Annotated in this window: 15 protein-coding genes and 3 pseudogenes; 8 read left to right on the top strand and 10 right to left on the bottom strand. The window is 58.0% G+C overall.

The window, feature by feature from the left end; genetic code table 11:
• Positions 1 to 16: 16 nt before the first annotated feature.
• From BLR13_RS40530 to BLR13_RS28655, 5 genes are all read right to left on the bottom strand, one after another.
• Positions 17 to 448, bottom strand: coding sequence for a hypothetical protein (locus BLR13_RS40530; protein WP_143039632.1), 432 nt, complete (start codon positions 446 to 448; stop codon positions 17 to 19).
• Positions 445 to 2,886 carry a type II secretion system secretin GspD gene (gene gspD / locus BLR13_RS28675; RefSeq protein WP_157793732.1) on the bottom strand — a complete coding sequence of 814 codons (2,442 nt, stop codon included), beginning with the start codon at positions 2,884 to 2,886 and terminating at the stop codon, positions 445 to 447. The genes BLR13_RS40530 and gspD overlap by 4 nt, the downstream gene beginning before the upstream one ends.
• 291 nt (positions 2,887 to 3,177) lie before the next feature.
• Positions 3,178 to 3,480 (bottom strand): hypothetical protein, encoded by a 303-nt coding sequence (locus BLR13_RS28670; RefSeq protein ID WP_074816937.1) that lies wholly within the window; start codon positions 3,478 to 3,480, stop codon positions 3,178 to 3,180.
• 537 nt (positions 3,481 to 4,017) lie between these two features.
• On the bottom strand, positions 4,018 to 4,389 hold the full coding sequence (locus BLR13_RS28660) for an H-NS family nucleoid-associated regulatory protein (protein WP_074816939.1): 372 nt from the start codon (positions 4,387 to 4,389) through the stop codon (positions 4,018 to 4,020).
• A gap of 326 nt (positions 4,390 to 4,715) precedes the next feature.
• Positions 4,716 to 6,179 carry an undecaprenyl-phosphate glucose phosphotransferase gene (locus BLR13_RS28655; RefSeq protein ID WP_083387560.1) on the bottom strand — a complete coding sequence of 488 codons (1,464 nt, stop codon included), beginning with the start codon at positions 6,177 to 6,179 and terminating at the stop codon, positions 4,716 to 4,718.
• A gap of 214 nt (positions 6,180 to 6,393) precedes the next feature.
• Here BLR13_RS28655 and BLR13_RS28650 point away from each other — a divergent pair, with 214 nt between their 5' ends.
• Positions 6,394 to 6,651, top strand: a complete 258-nt coding sequence (locus tag BLR13_RS28650) for a hypothetical protein (RefSeq protein WP_074816942.1) — start codon at positions 6,394 to 6,396, stop codon at positions 6,649 to 6,651.
• A gap of 251 nt (positions 6,652 to 6,902) precedes the next feature.
• Here BLR13_RS28650 and BLR13_RS28645 read toward each other — a convergent pair whose 3' ends face one another.
• Together BLR13_RS28645 and BLR13_RS28640 are read right to left on the bottom strand one after the other, a co-directional pair.
• Positions 6,903 to 7,247 (bottom strand): hypothetical protein, encoded by a 345-nt coding sequence (locus BLR13_RS28645; protein ID WP_074816945.1) that lies wholly within the window; start codon positions 7,245 to 7,247, stop codon positions 6,903 to 6,905.
• A gap of 99 nt (positions 7,248 to 7,346) precedes the next feature.
• A complete protein-coding gene (locus BLR13_RS28640) occupies positions 7,347 to 7,604 on the bottom strand; it encodes a UDP binding domain-containing protein (protein ID WP_074816948.1) in 258 nt (85 codons plus the stop codon).
• A gap of 279 nt (positions 7,605 to 7,883) precedes the next feature.
• Here BLR13_RS28640 and BLR13_RS40525 point away from each other — a divergent pair, with 279 nt between their 5' ends.
• Positions 7,884 to 8,402 carry a hypothetical protein gene (locus BLR13_RS40525; protein ID WP_143039633.1) on the top strand — a complete coding sequence of 173 codons (519 nt, stop codon included), beginning with the start codon at positions 7,884 to 7,886 and terminating at the stop codon, positions 8,400 to 8,402.
• A gap of 229 nt (positions 8,403 to 8,631) precedes the next feature.
• Here the strand turns inward: BLR13_RS40525 and tnpB are convergent.
• Both tnpB and tnpA read right to left on the bottom strand, forming a co-directional pair.
• Positions 8,632 to 8,914, bottom strand: a pseudogene (gene tnpB / locus BLR13_RS28630) (IS66 family insertion sequence element accessory protein TnpB).
• A 13-nt stretch (positions 8,915 to 8,927) separates the two neighbouring features.
• On the bottom strand, positions 8,928 to 9,377 hold the full coding sequence (gene tnpA, locus BLR13_RS42690) for an IS66-like element accessory protein TnpA (RefSeq protein ID WP_091976799.1): 450 nt from the start codon (positions 9,375 to 9,377) through the stop codon (positions 8,928 to 8,930).
• A 210-nt stretch (positions 9,378 to 9,587) separates the two neighbouring features.
• Between tnpA and BLR13_RS28620 the strand changes: the two are divergent.
• From BLR13_RS28620 to BLR13_RS42685, 5 genes and pseudogenes are all read left to right on the top strand, one after another.
• A pseudogene (locus BLR13_RS28620) lies at positions 9,588 to 9,961 on the top strand (NYN domain-containing protein).
• 442 nt (positions 9,962 to 10,403) lie between these two features.
• Positions 10,404 to 10,601 (top strand): hypothetical protein, encoded by a 198-nt coding sequence (locus tag BLR13_RS28615; protein WP_074816956.1) that lies wholly within the window; start codon positions 10,404 to 10,406, stop codon positions 10,599 to 10,601.
• Positions 10,602 to 11,298: 697 nt separating this feature from the next.
• A complete protein-coding gene (locus BLR13_RS28610; RefSeq protein WP_083387561.1) occupies positions 11,299 to 11,640 on the top strand; it encodes a hypothetical protein in 342 nt (113 codons plus the stop codon).
• Positions 11,641 to 12,124: 484 nt separating this feature from the next.
• Positions 12,125 to 12,886, top strand: coding sequence for an outer membrane protein (locus BLR13_RS28605; protein ID WP_074816959.1), 762 nt, complete (start codon positions 12,125 to 12,127; stop codon positions 12,884 to 12,886).
• 141 nt (positions 12,887 to 13,027) lie between these two features.
• Positions 13,028 to 13,213, top strand: a pseudogene (locus BLR13_RS42685) (hypothetical protein); the annotation flags it as partial.
• Positions 13,214 to 13,845: 632 nt separating this feature from the next.
• Here BLR13_RS42685 and BLR13_RS28595 read toward each other — a convergent pair.
• Positions 13,846 to 14,898 (bottom strand): hypothetical protein, encoded by a 1,053-nt coding sequence (locus tag BLR13_RS28595; protein WP_074816966.1) that lies wholly within the window; start codon positions 14,896 to 14,898, stop codon positions 13,846 to 13,848.
• Between the two features lie 234 nt (positions 14,899 to 15,132).
• Between BLR13_RS28595 and bamA the strand changes: the two genes are divergently transcribed.
• A complete protein-coding gene (gene bamA / locus BLR13_RS28590; protein WP_244524954.1) occupies positions 15,133 to 17,478 on the top strand; it encodes an outer membrane protein assembly factor BamA in 2,346 nt (781 codons plus the stop codon).
• The last annotated feature ends 23 nt before the right edge of the window (positions 17,479 to 17,501 follow it).

Genomic DNA, 17,501 nt, shown 5'->3' with positions numbered 1-17,501 from the left:
TTCGCGGACTGGCATCTCAGCCGCGGGAATTGAGAACGACGGGTGGTGGAGGCGTCCGAATGATTGAGCCTTCAAGTCTTGACCGCTCCTCGACGACCGCTGGACCTGGCTCCATCACGGTACAGCCTTTCATGCGTTGCAAGTCGGACAGCGCGTCCAGCCGTCTGCGCTCATCAACGAGCTGTTTTGGAGCATCCAGCGGAAATCGTTCGTTGCCGTATCCCGCCAACGGTCCTACCGAAAGCCAGTATTCGAGACGCGCTGCGCGTCTGGCTGAGAAGCGGAAGGAAGAGGCAATTCCGGCGCACGACATCGATTCGTCAACCGGCAACAACATGTATGGCGGCGGATCGGGAGCATAGACAGTTGTCACGCAGCCGCTCAGCGCGAACGCAACGCTGCAAACCAAACCAAACCTTGCGAGAGCCATGCTGTCGCGCTTGTTCACTGTGCGGTTATCCGGGCTGCAGTATTCATCGGCGTCCGCGCGCGGGTCGATGCGTGCGGCATATAGACGTTCATCTTGCGGCGATATTCCTCGGTCACGAGCCGGCTCTCGGTGCCGTCGCGAACGACACGTGGCGTGATCAGGATAACCAGCTCGGTCTTCTGAACATCGTTGTTGCGATTGGAAAATGCCGCGCCCAAACCTGGAATGTCGCCGAGCAGCGGCAGTTGGTTACTGGTCTTGCTGGCTTGCTCCTGGATCATGCCGCCGAGCGCCAGCACCTCGCCATCGTTGACGACGACGGTTGTCTTGACGCGCCGTTGCTGAATGGTCGGGGAGTCAATGCCGGAGGAAGTAGTTTTCACCACCGCGCTCACTTCCTGTTCGATCTCGAGCTGTACGCGGCCGCTCTCGTTGATTCGGGGGGTCACTGACAGAATGACGCCGGTATCTTGCATGGTGATCGAGTTGACGATCGCCGTACTGGCAGTAACGGTGCTGGTCGCGGTTTGCGTCGTGATTGGCACCTGGTCGCCGATCTGCAGCCTCGCCGTCTTGTTGTCCAGTACCATCAGCGAAGGCGTCGAGATGATGTTCACATGCGTCAGTGAATTGAGCGCGCTCAAGGTCGCGGCAATATTGGCGGCGTTGACGGCGTAGTTGAAGCCGGGAAAGGCCGCCGCCACACCACCTGTGACTGCATTGCTGAATGACGCGGTCGGCGTGCCGCCCTTCGACAGTTGCCATTGCACGCCATACTGCAGCTTGTCGTTCAGCGTGACTTCGGCAATCACCGCTTCGATCAGAACCTGGCTTGCGACCACATCCAGTCCCTGGATCACCCGCAGCACCCGCTGATAGTCCCGATCGTTGGCCATGATCAGAAGAGAGTTCTTGGTCTCGTCGGCGACGATTTTGAGTGGCGGCTCGCCCACCGGACCGCTTGATGAGGACGTTGCGTCCATCGGATCGCCCGCGGCAGCGTCCGGATCGGTACTGTTCAGGGCGCGGGCAAGACCCTGCAGGTCACCGCCTGCACCGCCACCGCGTGCCCCGCCTCCTTGCAAAGCCGGATCCTGATCTGCCGTGACCCCGCCAGGACCCGCCGCTTTCGATGAGGTCCCGGCCAGACCGACCTGCCTGGAGCGTGGCGAAACACTTCGCGTCGGACGCACGATCTTCATCTCATTGGAAAACATCGATTGGAGAACGCCGGCCAATTCCGCAACTGGACGATTCTGCACCTGGTAAACATGCAGCTGGCGTTCAGAGCCGTTTGCCTTGGCGTCGAGCCGCCTGATCCAGCTCTGGGCGCGAGGCAGGTAGCCCGGATGCGACGTCACGACGAGGATGGCGCCGAGCCTTGTGTTTGCAATGAATCTGACCCTTCCCTTTAATGGTCCTTCCTTGTCGGAAGCAAAGACGGCCTTCAGCTCGTCAACCATCTTTTCCGGCTGCGACGTCTTCACCGGCACCACCGCAAACGACATTCCGCGCATCACGTCGACATCGAAGATGGAGATCGAATCGAGCATGCTGTCGATTTCGGCCGGCGATCCCTTGAGCGCCAGAATGTTGCGCGAATCGTCAGCCTGTACGATGGCCCCCTTGGGAACCATCGGCTCAAGAACGCGAGCAACCTCGGTCGCGGAAACATATTTCAGGGACACGATGCGGATCCCATTGCCACCGGCAGCGCCCGCGTTGGGCGCCTGGCCCGTGGAAACCGCCCCCGTCGCGGCCTGGTCGGCTGGCGCTATTCGATAGATGCCTCGGCTTTGTACCAAAACTGCCCCGATCGGCGTCAGCGCCGCCTGGAACAGTTCAAGCGCATCGGCCTTGCTTACCGGCTGGGTTGTTTGAACCGACACCACGCCATCCACCCGGGGATCGACGACGTAGTTGACGCCGATCATGTCACCCAGAACCGTCTTGGCCGCCTGCTGCAGCGGCACGCTTGACAGGTTAAGCACCACATTTGCATCCGTGCTGCCGCTCCGCGGTCGCTTGGAACTTACCCCGATCATCAGGCCATCGCCCGGATCAGTGGTCGCGACGGCCTGGGACGAAGGTGACGGTAGTGCAACTGCCGCAGTGGGCGTCGGATCGTAGGCAAATGTATCGAGGGAGGCTGGCTGGCCGGCAAGCTTGGGCTGAACGTTGGCGGTTGGACCAATCGCGCCGGGAGTGCTGCAGCCGGCAACGGCAATGACCGCCAGCGAACAGGCGGCAAACCTCGTCGCAAGGCTACAGGCAACCGGCACGAATGATGGCTCCAACGGCACCGCACGGCGGAATTTGCGCGCGTAAATAATCGGTAAATCATCATGGTTAATTGGACGTAAACGCGTGATGGTTAATTGGACGTAAACGCGTGGCCTACCGGAGGACGGGAAACCGCCTGGGAAACTGGTAAACCGGAGCCCGGACATATCCATGGGGCCGAACGCCCTCGACAGCCACAAGGATGCGTGACGACACTCAGCCTGTCGGCCTCGTCTCGCTTCTTCGCCGCGATCGTTGCAAGAGAATCGGAATCTGACGGCGAGGCTCACGAACCGCATCATTGGTTGCGCCAAATTGCCCGATCGGGTTGCTGTGGATTCGATTTAATCTGCTGACGCGGTCTGAGCTTCTTCATGGTGCCATTGATCGCGCAACCTTGGCCCGCAGCCCAACCGACACATGAAGATGACTGCTCAAGTTGCTTTAGTTCGATCGTGCAAGCCTCATAATTCCAACCCTGGCTTGAAATTCAGACGCAACGTCCACTTCATCTGCGGCTGACTTTGCGCGATACAAAACCGGCCATTCTCGATCGGAACGTGCATCACCGACGCTTGCCGCCCATTGCAACAGCGCTGAACGGTTTCGAAATGACCGGGCTGGTAGATCGACAGCCGGGTATAGAAGGGTTCGACGGTCACAAGGACATCGGCAAGCAGGGTTCCGCGCGGGATTCGATCAGCCCAGTCGATCAACCGATGCCCGGGCTGGCACGCCAGCAGTGCCGCGATCAGTATTTTTTCCACGGCCGTCCTCGCCCCATGAACTCTTCAATAGTGCGCGATCTGTTTCGCATGGCCCCGCGATTGATCCCGTCGGTTCTGGCAGTAGAGTGCGCAGGCAATGACCTCGTCAGCCTGTGTATTGACAGCAATCAGATATCGCTGTCGTGGCGAGGTTTTCATCGTGCAATACAGAGGAATTCAAAAAGCAGTCGTCGAATTTCCTGTCAGCACAATCGTCACGTACAGATCAGGATCAGGATGACGAATTCCTATCTTTGGCAACCCAGCCTGCAGGTCTGCGCCTGACTATCACAGGCGCTGATACAGGGTGTGCTCAACGTCGCCGGACAGGTGCGCTTGCAGGATTCGGCATGGCTGGCGCAACTGGCAAAACAGGCGTCGGCGGCCGCATCCGCCACTCGCAAATTACCCCTGCTCGAAATCGGGGTGGCCAGGGCTGCCCCGGTCAAGCTAGCAAACACCACCGTGAGCAATAGAGACTTCATAAGCAATCTCCTGACATCGACACGCTGAACAGCCTTAGCGATCTTTCATCGCTCATGCCCGTCTGCGGCGGCCGTGAGCATCAATTTCGGCCTTGCTTATGATGAACTCTTCGATCTTGTGGCCGGTCTTGAGAGCCGCGGTCAGCCAGCGCGGCTGCTTGCCACGCCCCGACCACGTCTCGGAAGGCTCTTCAGGATTTTGATACTTCGGATAGACACGCGGATATTTCCGCCGTTCACGCGGCGCACTTAACGCTTCGCTTGAGGCGGGATTCATTTCGTGCTCACGCCGAAGGTGGGCAAGCCGCTTTTCGAGCTCGCGCTTTTCGGAGGTCAAGCGGACCGAAAGCATCTGCCCGATCTGCTCGTGCAGCTTCCACATCTCGTCGACCGACATGGCGTCTAGATCTAATTTCTTGTTCATTCTCGCTTACTCGTCCCCTAGTCAGCGACCGTGTTGATTCGTGCACAAGTATACAAATGGACTGTCAAGAGTTACCAGCGATAATCCTGAACCTGGAACAGAAATTAAATAGCACAATTTTTCCACAATTAAGAGTGAATTGCACTAAGTCACTGATATATATGCGGTTTTTTAGTTTCCCGATATTGCTGTGAAGGGACAGCCAATATTTCGGCAATGCATGCCGCGATGCACAGCGAGCCAGCGATTGAGATGAAGAACAGGGCTACTTCCAGGTCTGCGCGGAGGGGGCTTTTGCAGCCCCTCAATCGCGACGCAAAACCGGCCTAGAAGGCGTTGCGCTTGCGCAAGACCTCAAAGAACGTCTTGACCACGATCTGGAAGTCCAACCAGAGGCTCCAGTTATTGATGTACCAAAGATCGAGTTTGACCCGCTCCTGGATCTGTTCGATTTTGGGTGTTGCGCCTCGTGCGCCGTTACACTGTGCCCACCCCGTGATGCCCGGCTTAACGTGGTGGCGGAACGCGTAGTCGCTCAGCATCTTTTCGAACTGGCTGTCATGGGCCAAGGCATGCGGACGCGGCCCGATCAGCGACATCTCACCGCTTAGAACATTTATCAGCTGCGGCAGTTCATCGATGCTGGAAGCCCGCAATAATTTTCCGATCCCCGTGACACGCGGATCATTTCGCGTCGCCTGCGTTACGGAAGGCCCGTTTTCCTGAACCGTCATGGTCCGAAATTTAAGCATCACGAATTGCTGTCCATTAAATCCTTTTCTGAATTGGCGGAAGATCACCGGACCAGACCCATCAAGCTTGATCGCAATCGCCGTCAGCAACATGACCGGCAAGAAGAACACCAAGGCGATCGACGCCAGAACGATGTCGACCAGGCGCTTGACGCCCTGTTCGAGCAGGCTAAGCGGCGCGCCCAGAATTTCGACGGACATGATGTTCTGGCGTGCCGACGAGGAATAGTCCGTCAGCGACCGTACCCGCATGTCAGGAAGCAGCCGAACGGATACAGGGAGCACCTTGATATGCTCGCGGATGAAATCGATCCGCGCCGAGTCGGTCCACGGCACCGCTAGCAATATCTCGCGCGCATTTCGTTCCCGGACAAAATTGGCGACCGAATTGACGACACGAATGTCGTTCGCCTCGCGTTCGAGCGGATCTTCATCCTTGCTGAGCATAAAGCGGTTGACGTCACCAGCTCCAAAAAAGGCCAGCAAATCCCTCGGCTCAAGCACGGATAATTCAAGCTGATCTCCGATCAGTACCATGTCCCGTCGACCGATCATGCCAAGGGCGATGGCCCGCGCCAGGACAAGCTTCGAGACTTTCCGAACACCGAGCAGTCCCACCGGCGCCAAAAAGAAGAAAATCACAAAAGCGCCGCGTGAGTAGGCAACCCCGATCTTGAGCAAAAATGCAAAAAACGCCAGCAGCAGACCGGTCGTCACCCAGGAAACCAGGATATCTACCGCCTCAACCCGCGGCTTTGACGCGTATTGAAAGTCGTAATAGCCGCCGCCGCTTATCCTCAGGATATGAATGAAGCTAGCAAGTAATCCGACTGCGCAATGTGGCAGCAGGTTGGGCGTCGGGTTTCCAATCGACCACTGATACAGCGTCCCTCCGATCAGGCTGGATAGCAGGATGACCGCAGCGTCCGCCGTCGAAAGAACGTAAGGAATTGACTCGCACGGAAACGTGGTGTGCCGACGCTCGATTGGCGACGATAATGGTCCCGGTTTATCGTGAATATCTGAGCCAAACGACATGGAGTATATTTCACCAGTAATGCTTCAATTCCAGCACGCAATAATCATTGAGGCGCAATAACCATAAAATTGGCACACAACCAATCGCCAAAGTAACTTTTCGTTAACGGGAGCAGGATAAGCTTAAAGCGCGTGCGTTGCAACACAATGCGCTCCGCGTTGTGTAACACCCATTTAATTGAGGTGGGTGTAATTGTAGGATGGACCACGAGAAATGCTCATCATTCTGGCATGCCTTGCTGGCGTCCTGCTTGGACTAACTTCAAATGTCGTCGTGCTGCTGCCGGTTACCCTGGCTGGCGCCCTCGCCTATGCCTTTCTATCTCCCGGACAAGGGCTTGGCACTGCGGCGGCAGCCATTTTAATAGCGGCGGTCCCTCTGCAGGCTGGCTTTATGCTCGGCCTCACCGGTCGGGATATGGTCGCCCAGCTTTGGGCTAGACTTAATGTTGCGCAATCTAAGCGCGTGTAGTCTTCACGAATTCCACTTCTAGACGCCAATAACGAATTATTATTCGGTTAATTCAATTGGTCTCCGAGTAGCTGGAACAAACCAATCATCCAAGTTGAAACTGCGCGGCTCTATTTGACGTGTCACATCCCCATTGCAATTTACCCATGCAATTTGAAGACACGCCTTCAAGCAGCAGCCCCACGGCCCAGCGGCATTCGCTGGCGGGATCTCATCAATACCGAGGCAAGGGAACCGGCGCGCAAGTTATTTTATTCGATCAAGACAGGAAATTTGGCACGTAGCAGGTTTTGCACCGCACTCAGACCCTCGATTTGCTTTTCCAATTGGTCAAGGCGTGCCTGCCCGGCAATAAACTGCTGTTCATATTCTTTAATTCTGGTCGTATCCTTGTTTTCCCGCGTCAGGTACTCGTCACTATCGTTGCCCATGGCGATAGCAGCCAGATCGCGTGCATTCCGAACGCGCCGCCCCAGCGAATCTTTCTCGCGCTGGGCGGCAGCGATTGCATCATCGACCACTTTTATCACCGAGCCAATTCGCTCCGAGTCAGCCTGTTTGTCGCGCTGGTTGGAGCGAACTTGAAAACTTGCCATCGCGCATCCCTTTCTGAATCGCCGAACCCACTTTGACGAAATGATATACTGAGCCAGCAAATTGCGTGAAGCGGTCCAAGCATAACCGCTCTGTTGGCCTTAAGGAACCGTTTGCGCCCAACACTCACTAGGCAAACCCAGCCTCTGCCAATCTTCAGAACAATAGATATTGCGATGGTCGACCACGAAAGGCCGCACCATCGCACGCTTGATCCGGTCGAGGTCGAGCGCGGAAAGCTGCACCCAATCGGCGACGATCACCAGCGCGTCGGCGCCGCCCACGTACTTACGGGGGTCGCAATATTCGATATCGGACCGTGCCTTACGCGCTTGGTCCCGGCCGATCGCATAGCGCAAAACCAGAGCTGGCTCGCAGTCGCAAACTATTCCCAAGCTCCCGCAACCACGAGCCATTAGCACCACGAGGGAATTGAAGCTGCAGCGTTCTGTGGGGCGAGGCTTCAAGGGCTATCGCGAAGCAACTCGAACATCAGCTCCAAATAAACCTGTTCGGTTGCCACCGCAGAAATTAAGGCTGACGGTGATTGTGAGCAATTGGGATCTCGATATACTGAACGGATATTCGCTCGATCTTGCTTGCCTTGCGCTCGCTCCCGGCGCCTCGAGGGTGGCCTCATGAAGTTGCGACACATCATTTCATACTCGCTGCAGCTTTTCTTGCCTGAAAAAGTAATGTCGGCTTTCGAACGACGAGCGCCACCGGTGCCTTTCGCTTCCACTCACCCTGTTCTGTCTGCCGACGACGGCCATGCAGCATTGACTGACTCCGTCGGCAAATCGAGAAGTCGTCTTCTCATTGAAGAACTCGACGGTGCCAAATTCGGAGGACCATCATTTGGAGAGGAATCGATTTCCGCAATGGCCAAAGCCCTCGACCAGGCGATAGTGTGCCTCCCCTCGCCCGTCGCACAATCCAGGATGAAAGAGATCGCTCAAAAAATTCTTGACCGGGCGGCCGACGGCGAACGAAATCCGGATCACCTCCGGCAGGCTGCACTGGAGCATTTCGCGATGCAGGCGCCTCCGAAACAAGGCACTTCACCTCCTATGGATTTTCCCGGCGGGCAAGTCTCCCCACCTGATCGTCAGACGAGAGTGAGTTTACCCGCTAGCGGAGACAAGGGAGCGGACTAACGAGAGGACTTTCAGTCGATTGAAGGCGGATGATTTTCGACCTTTGTGTACAGACACTTTCCATCGCTGATCTGCACTTGTGGTCGAACCACAGCTTTCCAACAACGCAAAATGTGTTCACCTCGCCCCTCAACGTCGGCGCGCCTGCCTAGCGTTAAGCCGCTATTTCAATTTTGCGGGTCCGAATGAGCGGTGACCGCTATAAAGTTGGCCAAATTAGCATAATGCGTTAGAAGGGGTCTTTGACTTTGCAGTCAGCCGGCATCGTCGGCTTTCTCCAGTCGATCGCCTCCAGCAGATAACTCATCTGTGCCGCACTCAGCGCCACCACACTATCCACCGTCGCCGGCCAGACAAACCGTCCACGGTCGAGCCGCTTAAAGCGACAGTCCGATCCCGTCATGCCACAGGGCTTTAATCAACGAACCAGCGCGACCGCGGAACACGAGGACGTCGCCTGCGAACGGAACGCGGCCAAGGCCCTCCTGCACCAGCAACGCCAGGCCATTCATCCCTTTCCTCATGTCAGTGTGGCCGCTGGCAATCCAGATCCGTACACCTGCCCCGACCGGGATCATCGCCGCCCCAGAATGGCAAGCACCCGCGCCAGCGCGCGGCCGCATCGACACCGGCGTCGACGATGGCGCGACGGTCTTTACCGATCTCGATCACCATGCGGCCGCTCGCTCGTGCGCCGGGTTCCGCAGCGATTGTCTCGGCAGTAGCAACCACCGCCCTCACAAAGCCGCTCTGCCGTATGGCGGGCCTCATGGGCTCGGCGCGGAAGGCGCGCCGCCACGTCATCAGCAATGAGCGCGAAATGCCATGACGCCTCGCTGTCGACGAGATCGCACGCGGCGTCTCCAAGCTCTCCAACACGATCTGAAGCTTCTCATCGTCGGACCAACGCCGCCGCCGGCCCGTCTCGACGACCTCTAACCGTTCAGTCTGAGTACTGTGCTTATGGACGTCCATAAGGACTGTTACAGCGCAATCAACCTAACCCAACAAGGCGGCCCACACCGGAGGGAGACCAAGCCAACCACTTGCCCGAGATTGCTTTTTTTGGGATGACGGCTAACTTCTGAAAGATCCTTGCCCGCCAATTATCTAATGTTGATCATTGATGGATGGTATTTCCCGTAGCCCGTGACATTCAGTGCACCGGCATCTGTGAGCAATTGCATGACGAGGCCGCCCCGAATTGCGCTTTTTATTGACGGCGCCAACTTGTATTCAACTGCTCGGACGCTCGGTTTCGATCTTGATTTTAAGCGTCTTCTTCGCGAGTTCCAAAGTCGTGGCCAGGTCGTACGGGCCTACTATTACACGGCGATGTTCAACGAAGGTGAGTCCTCGACGCTCAGGCCCCTGCTCGATTGGCTCGCTTACAATGGCTTCACCGTCGCGGGGTTAGATTTACGGTGGTCTCCACAAACTTAACTCAACCGCCGATGATTGCAGATGAGCTTCGCCGACAGGCGGACGTGTTTATCGATATCTCGGAACTTAGGTCGCGAATTAGCCGTGAGACTTCGCGATTAAGGCAACCAATTTAGAAATGTCCCGCAATCAGCAAGCCGGTCAGAATTTCAAGGCACCTTCAAACGTAAACCCAGACAACCCTGCAACCGCAGCCTAGCGCAATTTACTACTGCGTTTGCGATATGTTTTGCAGGCTCGCAGTACGGGTCAACGAATCGCAGCTAAACATTTTCGTGGATCTGCGACGCACGGGGTATTCTAGAGCTTCGTAATTCGGTTCTAACATGACTGACTGCCCGGTCGGGCAGGATTAACGCAGCATCACGCTCCCGCAGAGCAGACGATTTTCTGCAAAGGTGCTCGCTAAATCTTCTCTTGACGTTGTACCGAAAATTAAAGAACAATCTAGGAACACATCGGTCGAGGCAAAGCGGGGCCATTTTGACTAATTTCCTAACACGACGAGCGTACCTCGCGCAGCATCTGTAAAATCTCACGCGTCCGAGGGCACGGGTCTTGTCGAAGCTTATTGCGTTCACGTTGGCTGGCGCTTTGAATACCCAGAACATGATTTGGCTGTGCCTGATTCTGATCGCGGTTAGTCTGATCGTCCTCGCAGGGCGAGCGCATAGTCGTCACCTTGACAGACAGGAGAACCTGCTCGCAGATGCGGCCCTTGCCCGCAAAAAGCAATCCGAGCAGCAGAATAAGTGACCAAGCTGCTCATCCAGTTCGAATCTGCTTCATACGGATTCTGACCGCAAAGGTCGCAGGCAACGACTTGCCCGCTTCAGGCCCATTGGATGTTTGCGTGAGGAGACAGCGCCTTACCGCCCAAGATCTTGTTACCTGGCGCGAGGCGGAGCCAGGAGGTGGAGTGCTTGGCGCTCGGCCAGAGACATTGATGGCGCGAAGCTCTGGTACCAAGGACACTTGTTTCGATGATGGCACAACGAGCGAAGAAAACCGTCTTCAACTCTTCTGGTTAGGTTTCATCGTCGGGCGGCTAGACCGAAGCGTTTATCTTGGTTCTAGTCCGCTGTAAGCGGTTGCGAAGGTCGCCGAAGCGCGAACTCTCGTTTTCACGGGAGCTTCCAGTTCGGTCACAGCCTTCGTCAGCTTGTCCACTCCTGCCGTCATCCGCCGCTGATTTGGTCCGCGCCTCAACGTCAGCTCGGTCTCCGCAACCCGGTGAAGCGCCTCGAAGCGACCAACGCTGTCGCGTCGATGACGGCGGCCCGGTCGCAGCTTCCAAGTGCTCCGGTGCAATGCGCGCCGCCCGGTCATATTCCGATGTGAGTTCGCCCTCCACCTTCCGATCGGAGGCACGTTTTCGTATTGGCAAGCTTCTTGCGAGTTATCGCCACGTGCCAGGCATTTTGCCGGCAATGTGCCATCTTGGAGCAAATAGATGACCCAAGCGCCCCGTTCTGAGACGGAAGTGCGGTCAGGTTTCACCCCGGCCCGCCGCCTGGCAAAGGATAAGTCCAAGCTATTAGCTGGCCTTGATGCGGCGCGTCTGAGGCAGCAACAAATGGAAAAGCTGCTGCGTGATCTTAGCAATGCAGTTAAGTTACTCGATCAAAGCATCGATGCCGAGACGCGAAGCGTCTCAATTAGAGATCCGTCGCATTTTGCCTTTCCAATGATCGCTCGAACGATGGTTGCGCGCCGCGACAATCTAAGGGCAACAATCGCTGCGCTTACTGAAGAGCGCAAGAAAAGCTGCCTGTTAGAGCCGGCGGCAGCGTAACGAAACGCCCAACCGTGCGGCCTTCGCGGTGGCTTTGCCGCCGTCAGCTTTCCCTTATTCTAGCACCCGCTGGGCGGTATTCACTTGATCCTGCATGGCCACATTCCTCGGCTTGGTTACAGAGCCGACAAGCATGAGCCACCAGATTACGTATCGGAATCAGGTGGGTTCTCGGGCGAAAGCGGACTTCGACACTGGCCAGGCGGAAAATGACCGGTGGCGTTTGACCCATTCTCGGACTTGGACACAAAGCGCTAAAACACCGCCCGGCCGATGTGCCAACCGAACATTGTCTTTGGCGCGGCATCGGCAGGCTAACGATCCGGGAGAAGGAAGTATGTGCCATCAAGGCCGTCATCCCGCTAAGATTAAGCCACAATTGCAATCGGTGTGGCAATCGGGCAACGGTTTTCCGAAGTGAATCGCGTTACAGATGGAGACTCGAACTTTTTGACCTTTGAAGCGAAATGAGATTGGGGGGGTTATGAAGAAGTTTTTGTTGGGCACAGTGGGCCTTATCGCATTGGGAATTTCGGCCCCCGCGTCGGCCGCAGATCTTGCCGCTCGTCCCTATACCAAGGCTCCCCCGATGGTCGCTGCAATCTATGATTGGAGTGGCTTCTATGTCGGCGCCAACGGCGGGTACGGATCAAGCCGCAAGTGCTTTGACAGCGTGGGTTTTGTCGGTTTTCCGACTGCCGCGGTCCGGGATAACTGCGGCGATGCGACGGGCGGGCTCGCCGGTGGGCAGATCGGCTACCGCTGGCAGTCGGCATCCTGGGTATTCGGTCTTGAAGCACAGGGCGACTGGGCAGATCTGAAAGGAAGTTCGCCAAGCACGCTGCTTGCAGGGGTCACCGAACATGTGAAGATTAATGGCATCGGCCTCTTCACCGGTCAGGTCGGCTATGCCTGGAACAACGTGCTGTTCTACGTGAAGGGAGGAGCTGCGGTTGTTGGCGATCATTACCGTACCTCCTTTACCGCAGGAGATGTCCTGATTTCCTCCGCCTCCGAAACCCGTTGGGGTGGCACCGTCGGGGCAGGTCTGGAGTTTGGCTTCGCACCGAATTGGTCCGTCGGCTTCGAATACGATCATCTGTTCATGGGCTCCCGCGATCTCGCCTTCAGTGGCCCGCTCGCGCCGCCGCCCGTATTGCCGGTCGAGCGTATTCATCAGGACGTGGACATGGCAACGATCCGCGTGAATTACCGCTTCGGCGGTCCTATCGTCGCAAAATATTAATTCTCGTCGGCGGGGATGGATGAAAAAAGGCCAGCTGAAAAGTTGGCCTTTTTTTGTTGAATAAAGATGAGTCAAAGAAGCCCGCAAACGATCTGCCTGCACATGCCTAACTGACGGTGGTTTGGCGCCGCCACGTTTGCGCTCGCGTACGGTTCAAAGAATGTCACGGCCTCGCGCTCCGAACTCCGCTTGCGCGGTGATACATCATTCGCGAAGCGGGATGGCACTTTCACCCCGCGCGGAAGTGCGGCTTGGGCGCACGACTTCAACGTTACAGACGCTGCCTGGTGCATCCTTTGTCGTCAAGGGCGCTGCGCAGGCGCATGATGCGGCCCTTGGTCACCGCAACCGCCAAAATGATAAATGCTGAACGGCTGGCTCATCGCCACCTCCTTCGAGGGCGAGTTCTTCAACGTACCACGAGCTGCGCCCGGCAAGGGCTTGGCGCGATATTCTTGGCAGGCTCGCGACTTCCGGGGTTCGCACATCGCGTCAATTAGCTGCGCTGCAGAATTTGCTCGCTATCGGTGCATAGCGGATTTTGGCAAGCTGTCCACCGGGCATATTTATGATGGGTTCACGGCCTACTAGATAAAATGACTAAAGTTATGACCTGGTTACGCCAATAGCGGATCAGGCATCAACCATGTCTGTGAGGCCAGCCGGGACGAACTAGTTCGCGACCATTTTGCTCGTCCGATCGCCTGGATAACAAGCCCGCAAAGCTTGTCATCGCCCCAGAACCATGACTAGCGCGACTGGACTGATAACCAGGCTCCGCCACCAATGCCCGTGCTCATCACAACCCAGGCTCGCATAGTCGATTCCGAATTACCGGCAATGCCTGCGGCTTCCTTTGAGCGTATCAATCGCGATCGTCGAAACGGCTGCACCCGCTGACAGTGCGCGGCGAAGCATCAACCGTGTCCAGAAATTCCGGGCCAATGGTCGAGCTAATATTACTGCTGCTTCTCCCAGAACGACAATAGCCCCTGCGAGGCCGAACCTCCGATCACGCAGGGAATGCCAATCGCTACCTGCCCCAGTGCCGCCGCCGAGACGCAACCGAGCGCGACCGCGCCGACGCCGACCTGCCCCCAGAGGTCGAGGTTGCGCCGGCTGTCCGAGCCCTTGGTCTTGAGTTCGTCCACGGCCGCAAGCGCGTCCTTGCGCAATGCCGCGATCTGCACGGTGTCGGCGGCCTCGACCACCTCGCCGAGCGGCACCTTGACCGCGGCCGGCTGCGTGGCAAGTTCACTGCGGAGATATTCGCGCAAGCCGGCATCGCGGATCGCGTAGCTCGCCAGCGTATAGCGCGCCATGCTCCCGACCGTCAGCTTGTCGACGGTGTCGCGGCTCTTGCTCCAGGGCAGCATCTGCAGGATGCGCTGGATCGGGACATGCGAGCCGGTCGCAAAGTAATATCCCCAGAGCGTGTCCAGCAGATCCTGATTGCTCGCGAATGTCAGCGTCGTGTTCAGCTTCTTGTCGTCCTTGGCGAACGGGTTTTTCGTGAAAGCCCCCTTCAGTTTGTCGAGCATGCCGGGCTTCACCTCTTCCAGCGGAATATCGGTCAGGGTCGGCAGCTTGCCTGCAAGATAGCTGTCGATCATCACCCGCCGCGCCGGCATTCGCGGAGCGACCCGGCGCAATATGTTTCGCCAGTCCGGCAGCCCCGAATAGGCGATGGCGCGGACGATCACCCATTCGTCCTCCGGCGGCACTGGAAACAGACCGGCGATGAGTTGCTCGGCTTTGGCCGGATTGGATCCGATGGCGCCCGCGACAAAGCCGAGATAGATGCCGGCGTTTTCCGGCTCCTTGAAGGTCTGTGAATGAAACAGCACGCGCACGGCGGCAGGCACATGTGCATAGTCCGGCTTGGCGCGGTAGTTATAGATCCATTGTTGGACCACGCCGAGCGACGCGCGCGGATCGATATCGGGCGTCTTCTCTGCATGGGCGGACTGGACCAGCATGAGCAACGCTGCAACGAGGGCTGCATAACGCATGTGATGCTCCTGACGAAAGGCTGGCGCGTGGTGCGGCCACAGCGCAAACGTTCCTGTCTCTTTCGAGCACGGAGCATGAAGCGGCCATTGCGACAATTCTGAGAACCGAACGGGTTAATCAAGGCGTTCAAATTGTGGCGCCGAAGACACCTCGGCCTGCAACTCACCTTACGTGAGACATTTTTTTGCCCTGCGCGGGCAATTCGATCGACGCCGGGCAGATCGGAGACCGACGTGAGTATCTTGCGCATCACGCCTTGCATGCGGTCGCACCAATTGCGCATCGCCGCGCGCTGGCTTGCCGGTACGTTTGCATTACTTTCCGTGGCGTCTATTGCCGCCGAAGCCGCAGAGCCGTCGCGCGATCTGATCGTCGTCGAGGGCAACCGCCGCGTCGATGCCGAAACGGTGCGGTCGTATTTTCACGCCGCACCGGACGGGAAGTTCGACGAAGCCGCGCGCGACGCGGCATTGAAGGCCCTGATCGCAACCGGCCTGTTCGACAAGGTTTCGATCGATCGCTCCGGCGAGCGGCTGGTCGTGCATCTGTCCGAAGCCGCCGTGCTCGACCGCGTCGCATTCGAGGGCAACAAGAAGGTCAAGGACGCCGACCTTGCGGCGGCCATTGCCTCCAAGCCGCGCGGCGCGCTGCAGCGCGCCACGGTGCAGGCCGACGTCAACGGCATCATCGAGGCTTACCGGCATGCCGGGCGCGACGACGTCAGGGTCGAACCTGAGATCATCGGCCGAGGCAACGGCCGCGTCGACCTCGTCTATGCCATCACCGAGGGCGCAAAGACCACGGTTCGACAGATCAATTTCGCCGGCAACCATGTTTTCGGCAAGCGGCAGCTCAACGCCGTCATCAAGACGTCGGCAACGAACGTCCTGAGTTTCCTGACCGGCGGCGACGTCTACGATCCCGATCGCATCGCGCAGGACCAGGAACAATTGCGGCTCTACTACCGCAGCAAGGGCTATGCCGACGCGAACGTGACTTCCGCCAGGGCCGAATACGATCCGGCGATCAAGGGATTTGCGGTGACTTTCGCGATCGACGAGGGCCCGCTCTATCATTTCGGCGACGTCAGCGTCACCTGCAACGTTCCGGGGCTGGATTGCGACAAACTCCGCCGCCTGCCGCTCGCCCGCACCGGCGCGGTGTTCGACGGCAACGCGCTGGACAAGACCACCGAAGTTCTCGCGGTCGAGATGGCAAAGCTCGGCTACCCCTTTGCACGGGCCACGCCCCGCCCCGACCGCGATGCTGCCGCCCAGCGCGTCGGCATCACCTTCGTGATCGATCAGGGGCCACGAACCTATGTCGAGCGTATTGAGATCCACGGCAATACGCGTACCCGCGACTACGTGATCCGGCGCGAATTCGATATCGCAGAGGGCGATCCCTATAACAAGACGCTGATCGATCGGGCCGAGCGGCATCTGAAGAACTTGAACTATTTCAAGACCGTCAAGATCTCGGACAGGCCGGGCTCGACGCCGGATCGGGTCGTGCTCGACGTCGAGGCCATCGACCAGTCGACCGGCGATTTCAACATCTCCGGCGGTTACTCAACCACCGACGGCGCCCTCGCCGAACTCAAGGTCGGTGAGCGCAATCTCTACGGCACCGGAAAAAACGTGCAGGCCACCTTCACCTACGGTCAATATGCGCGCGGGGTCGATCTCGCAGCTTCCGAGCCGTATTTTCTCGGCACCAAGGTTTCGGCGGGGATCGAGCTGTTCGGCCGGCAAAACGATGCCAACAGTTACCAGTCCTATGCCAGCACCACCTACGGCGCGACGCTGCAACTGGGGACGCCGATCAACGAGCAACTCGGCGTACAGTGGCGCTATTCCCTTTATAATCAGAACATCACGCTGGTGCCGAACGCCTCCGGCCTGACGCCGTCGCTGCCAATCCAGCAGGCGGCCGCCGCTGGTCCCGCCTGGGTTTCCGCCACCGGCAGCACCGCGACCTACAGTACGCTCGACAACACCAAGAGCCCGTCGAACGGGATCAAATCCCAGCTCAGCCAGGATCTGGCCGGCCTCGGCGGTGACGTTAAATTCCTGCGGACCGCCGAGGACGTGCGCTATTACAAGTCGATCAACAGCGATTTGGTCGGCATGGTTCGGGCGCAAGGCGGCTATATCACCGGCTGGGGCGGCCAGCAGGTGCCGCTGATGAACAACTTCTTCGGCGGCCCGACCATGGTCCGTGGCTTTGCGCCCAACGGCTTTGGGCCGCGGGATCTGACGCCCGGCACCACCATGGATAATGTCGGCGGCAGCATGTACTGGGCAACCACCGCCGAACTGCAAAGCGCGATCCCCGGCGTGCCGGATGAATACGGCCTCAAGGCGAGCGCCTTCGTCGACGCCGGCAGCGTGTTTCGTTACAGCGGATCGACGGCCTCGCTGCAGGTCGCCAACAAGAATGTCGTGCGCTCCTCGGTCGGCGCCGGCCTGACCTGGGCTTCGCCGTTCGGCGCCCTGACCGTCGACTATGCCGTGCCGCTGACCAAGGCCGCCTACGACGTGGTGCAACCGCTGCGATTCAGCGCCGGTGGGTTCTAGCCTGCAGGCGGACAAGCACGCGC

It is taken from the genome of Bradyrhizobium ottawaense, from assembly GCF_900099825.1.
Taxonomy (GTDB): Bacteria; Pseudomonadota; Alphaproteobacteria; order Rhizobiales; family Xanthobacteraceae; genus Bradyrhizobium; species Bradyrhizobium ottawaense_A.
Note: the sequence above shows the minus strand (reverse complement) of the source record. Positions and strands in the feature narration are given on the sequence as shown.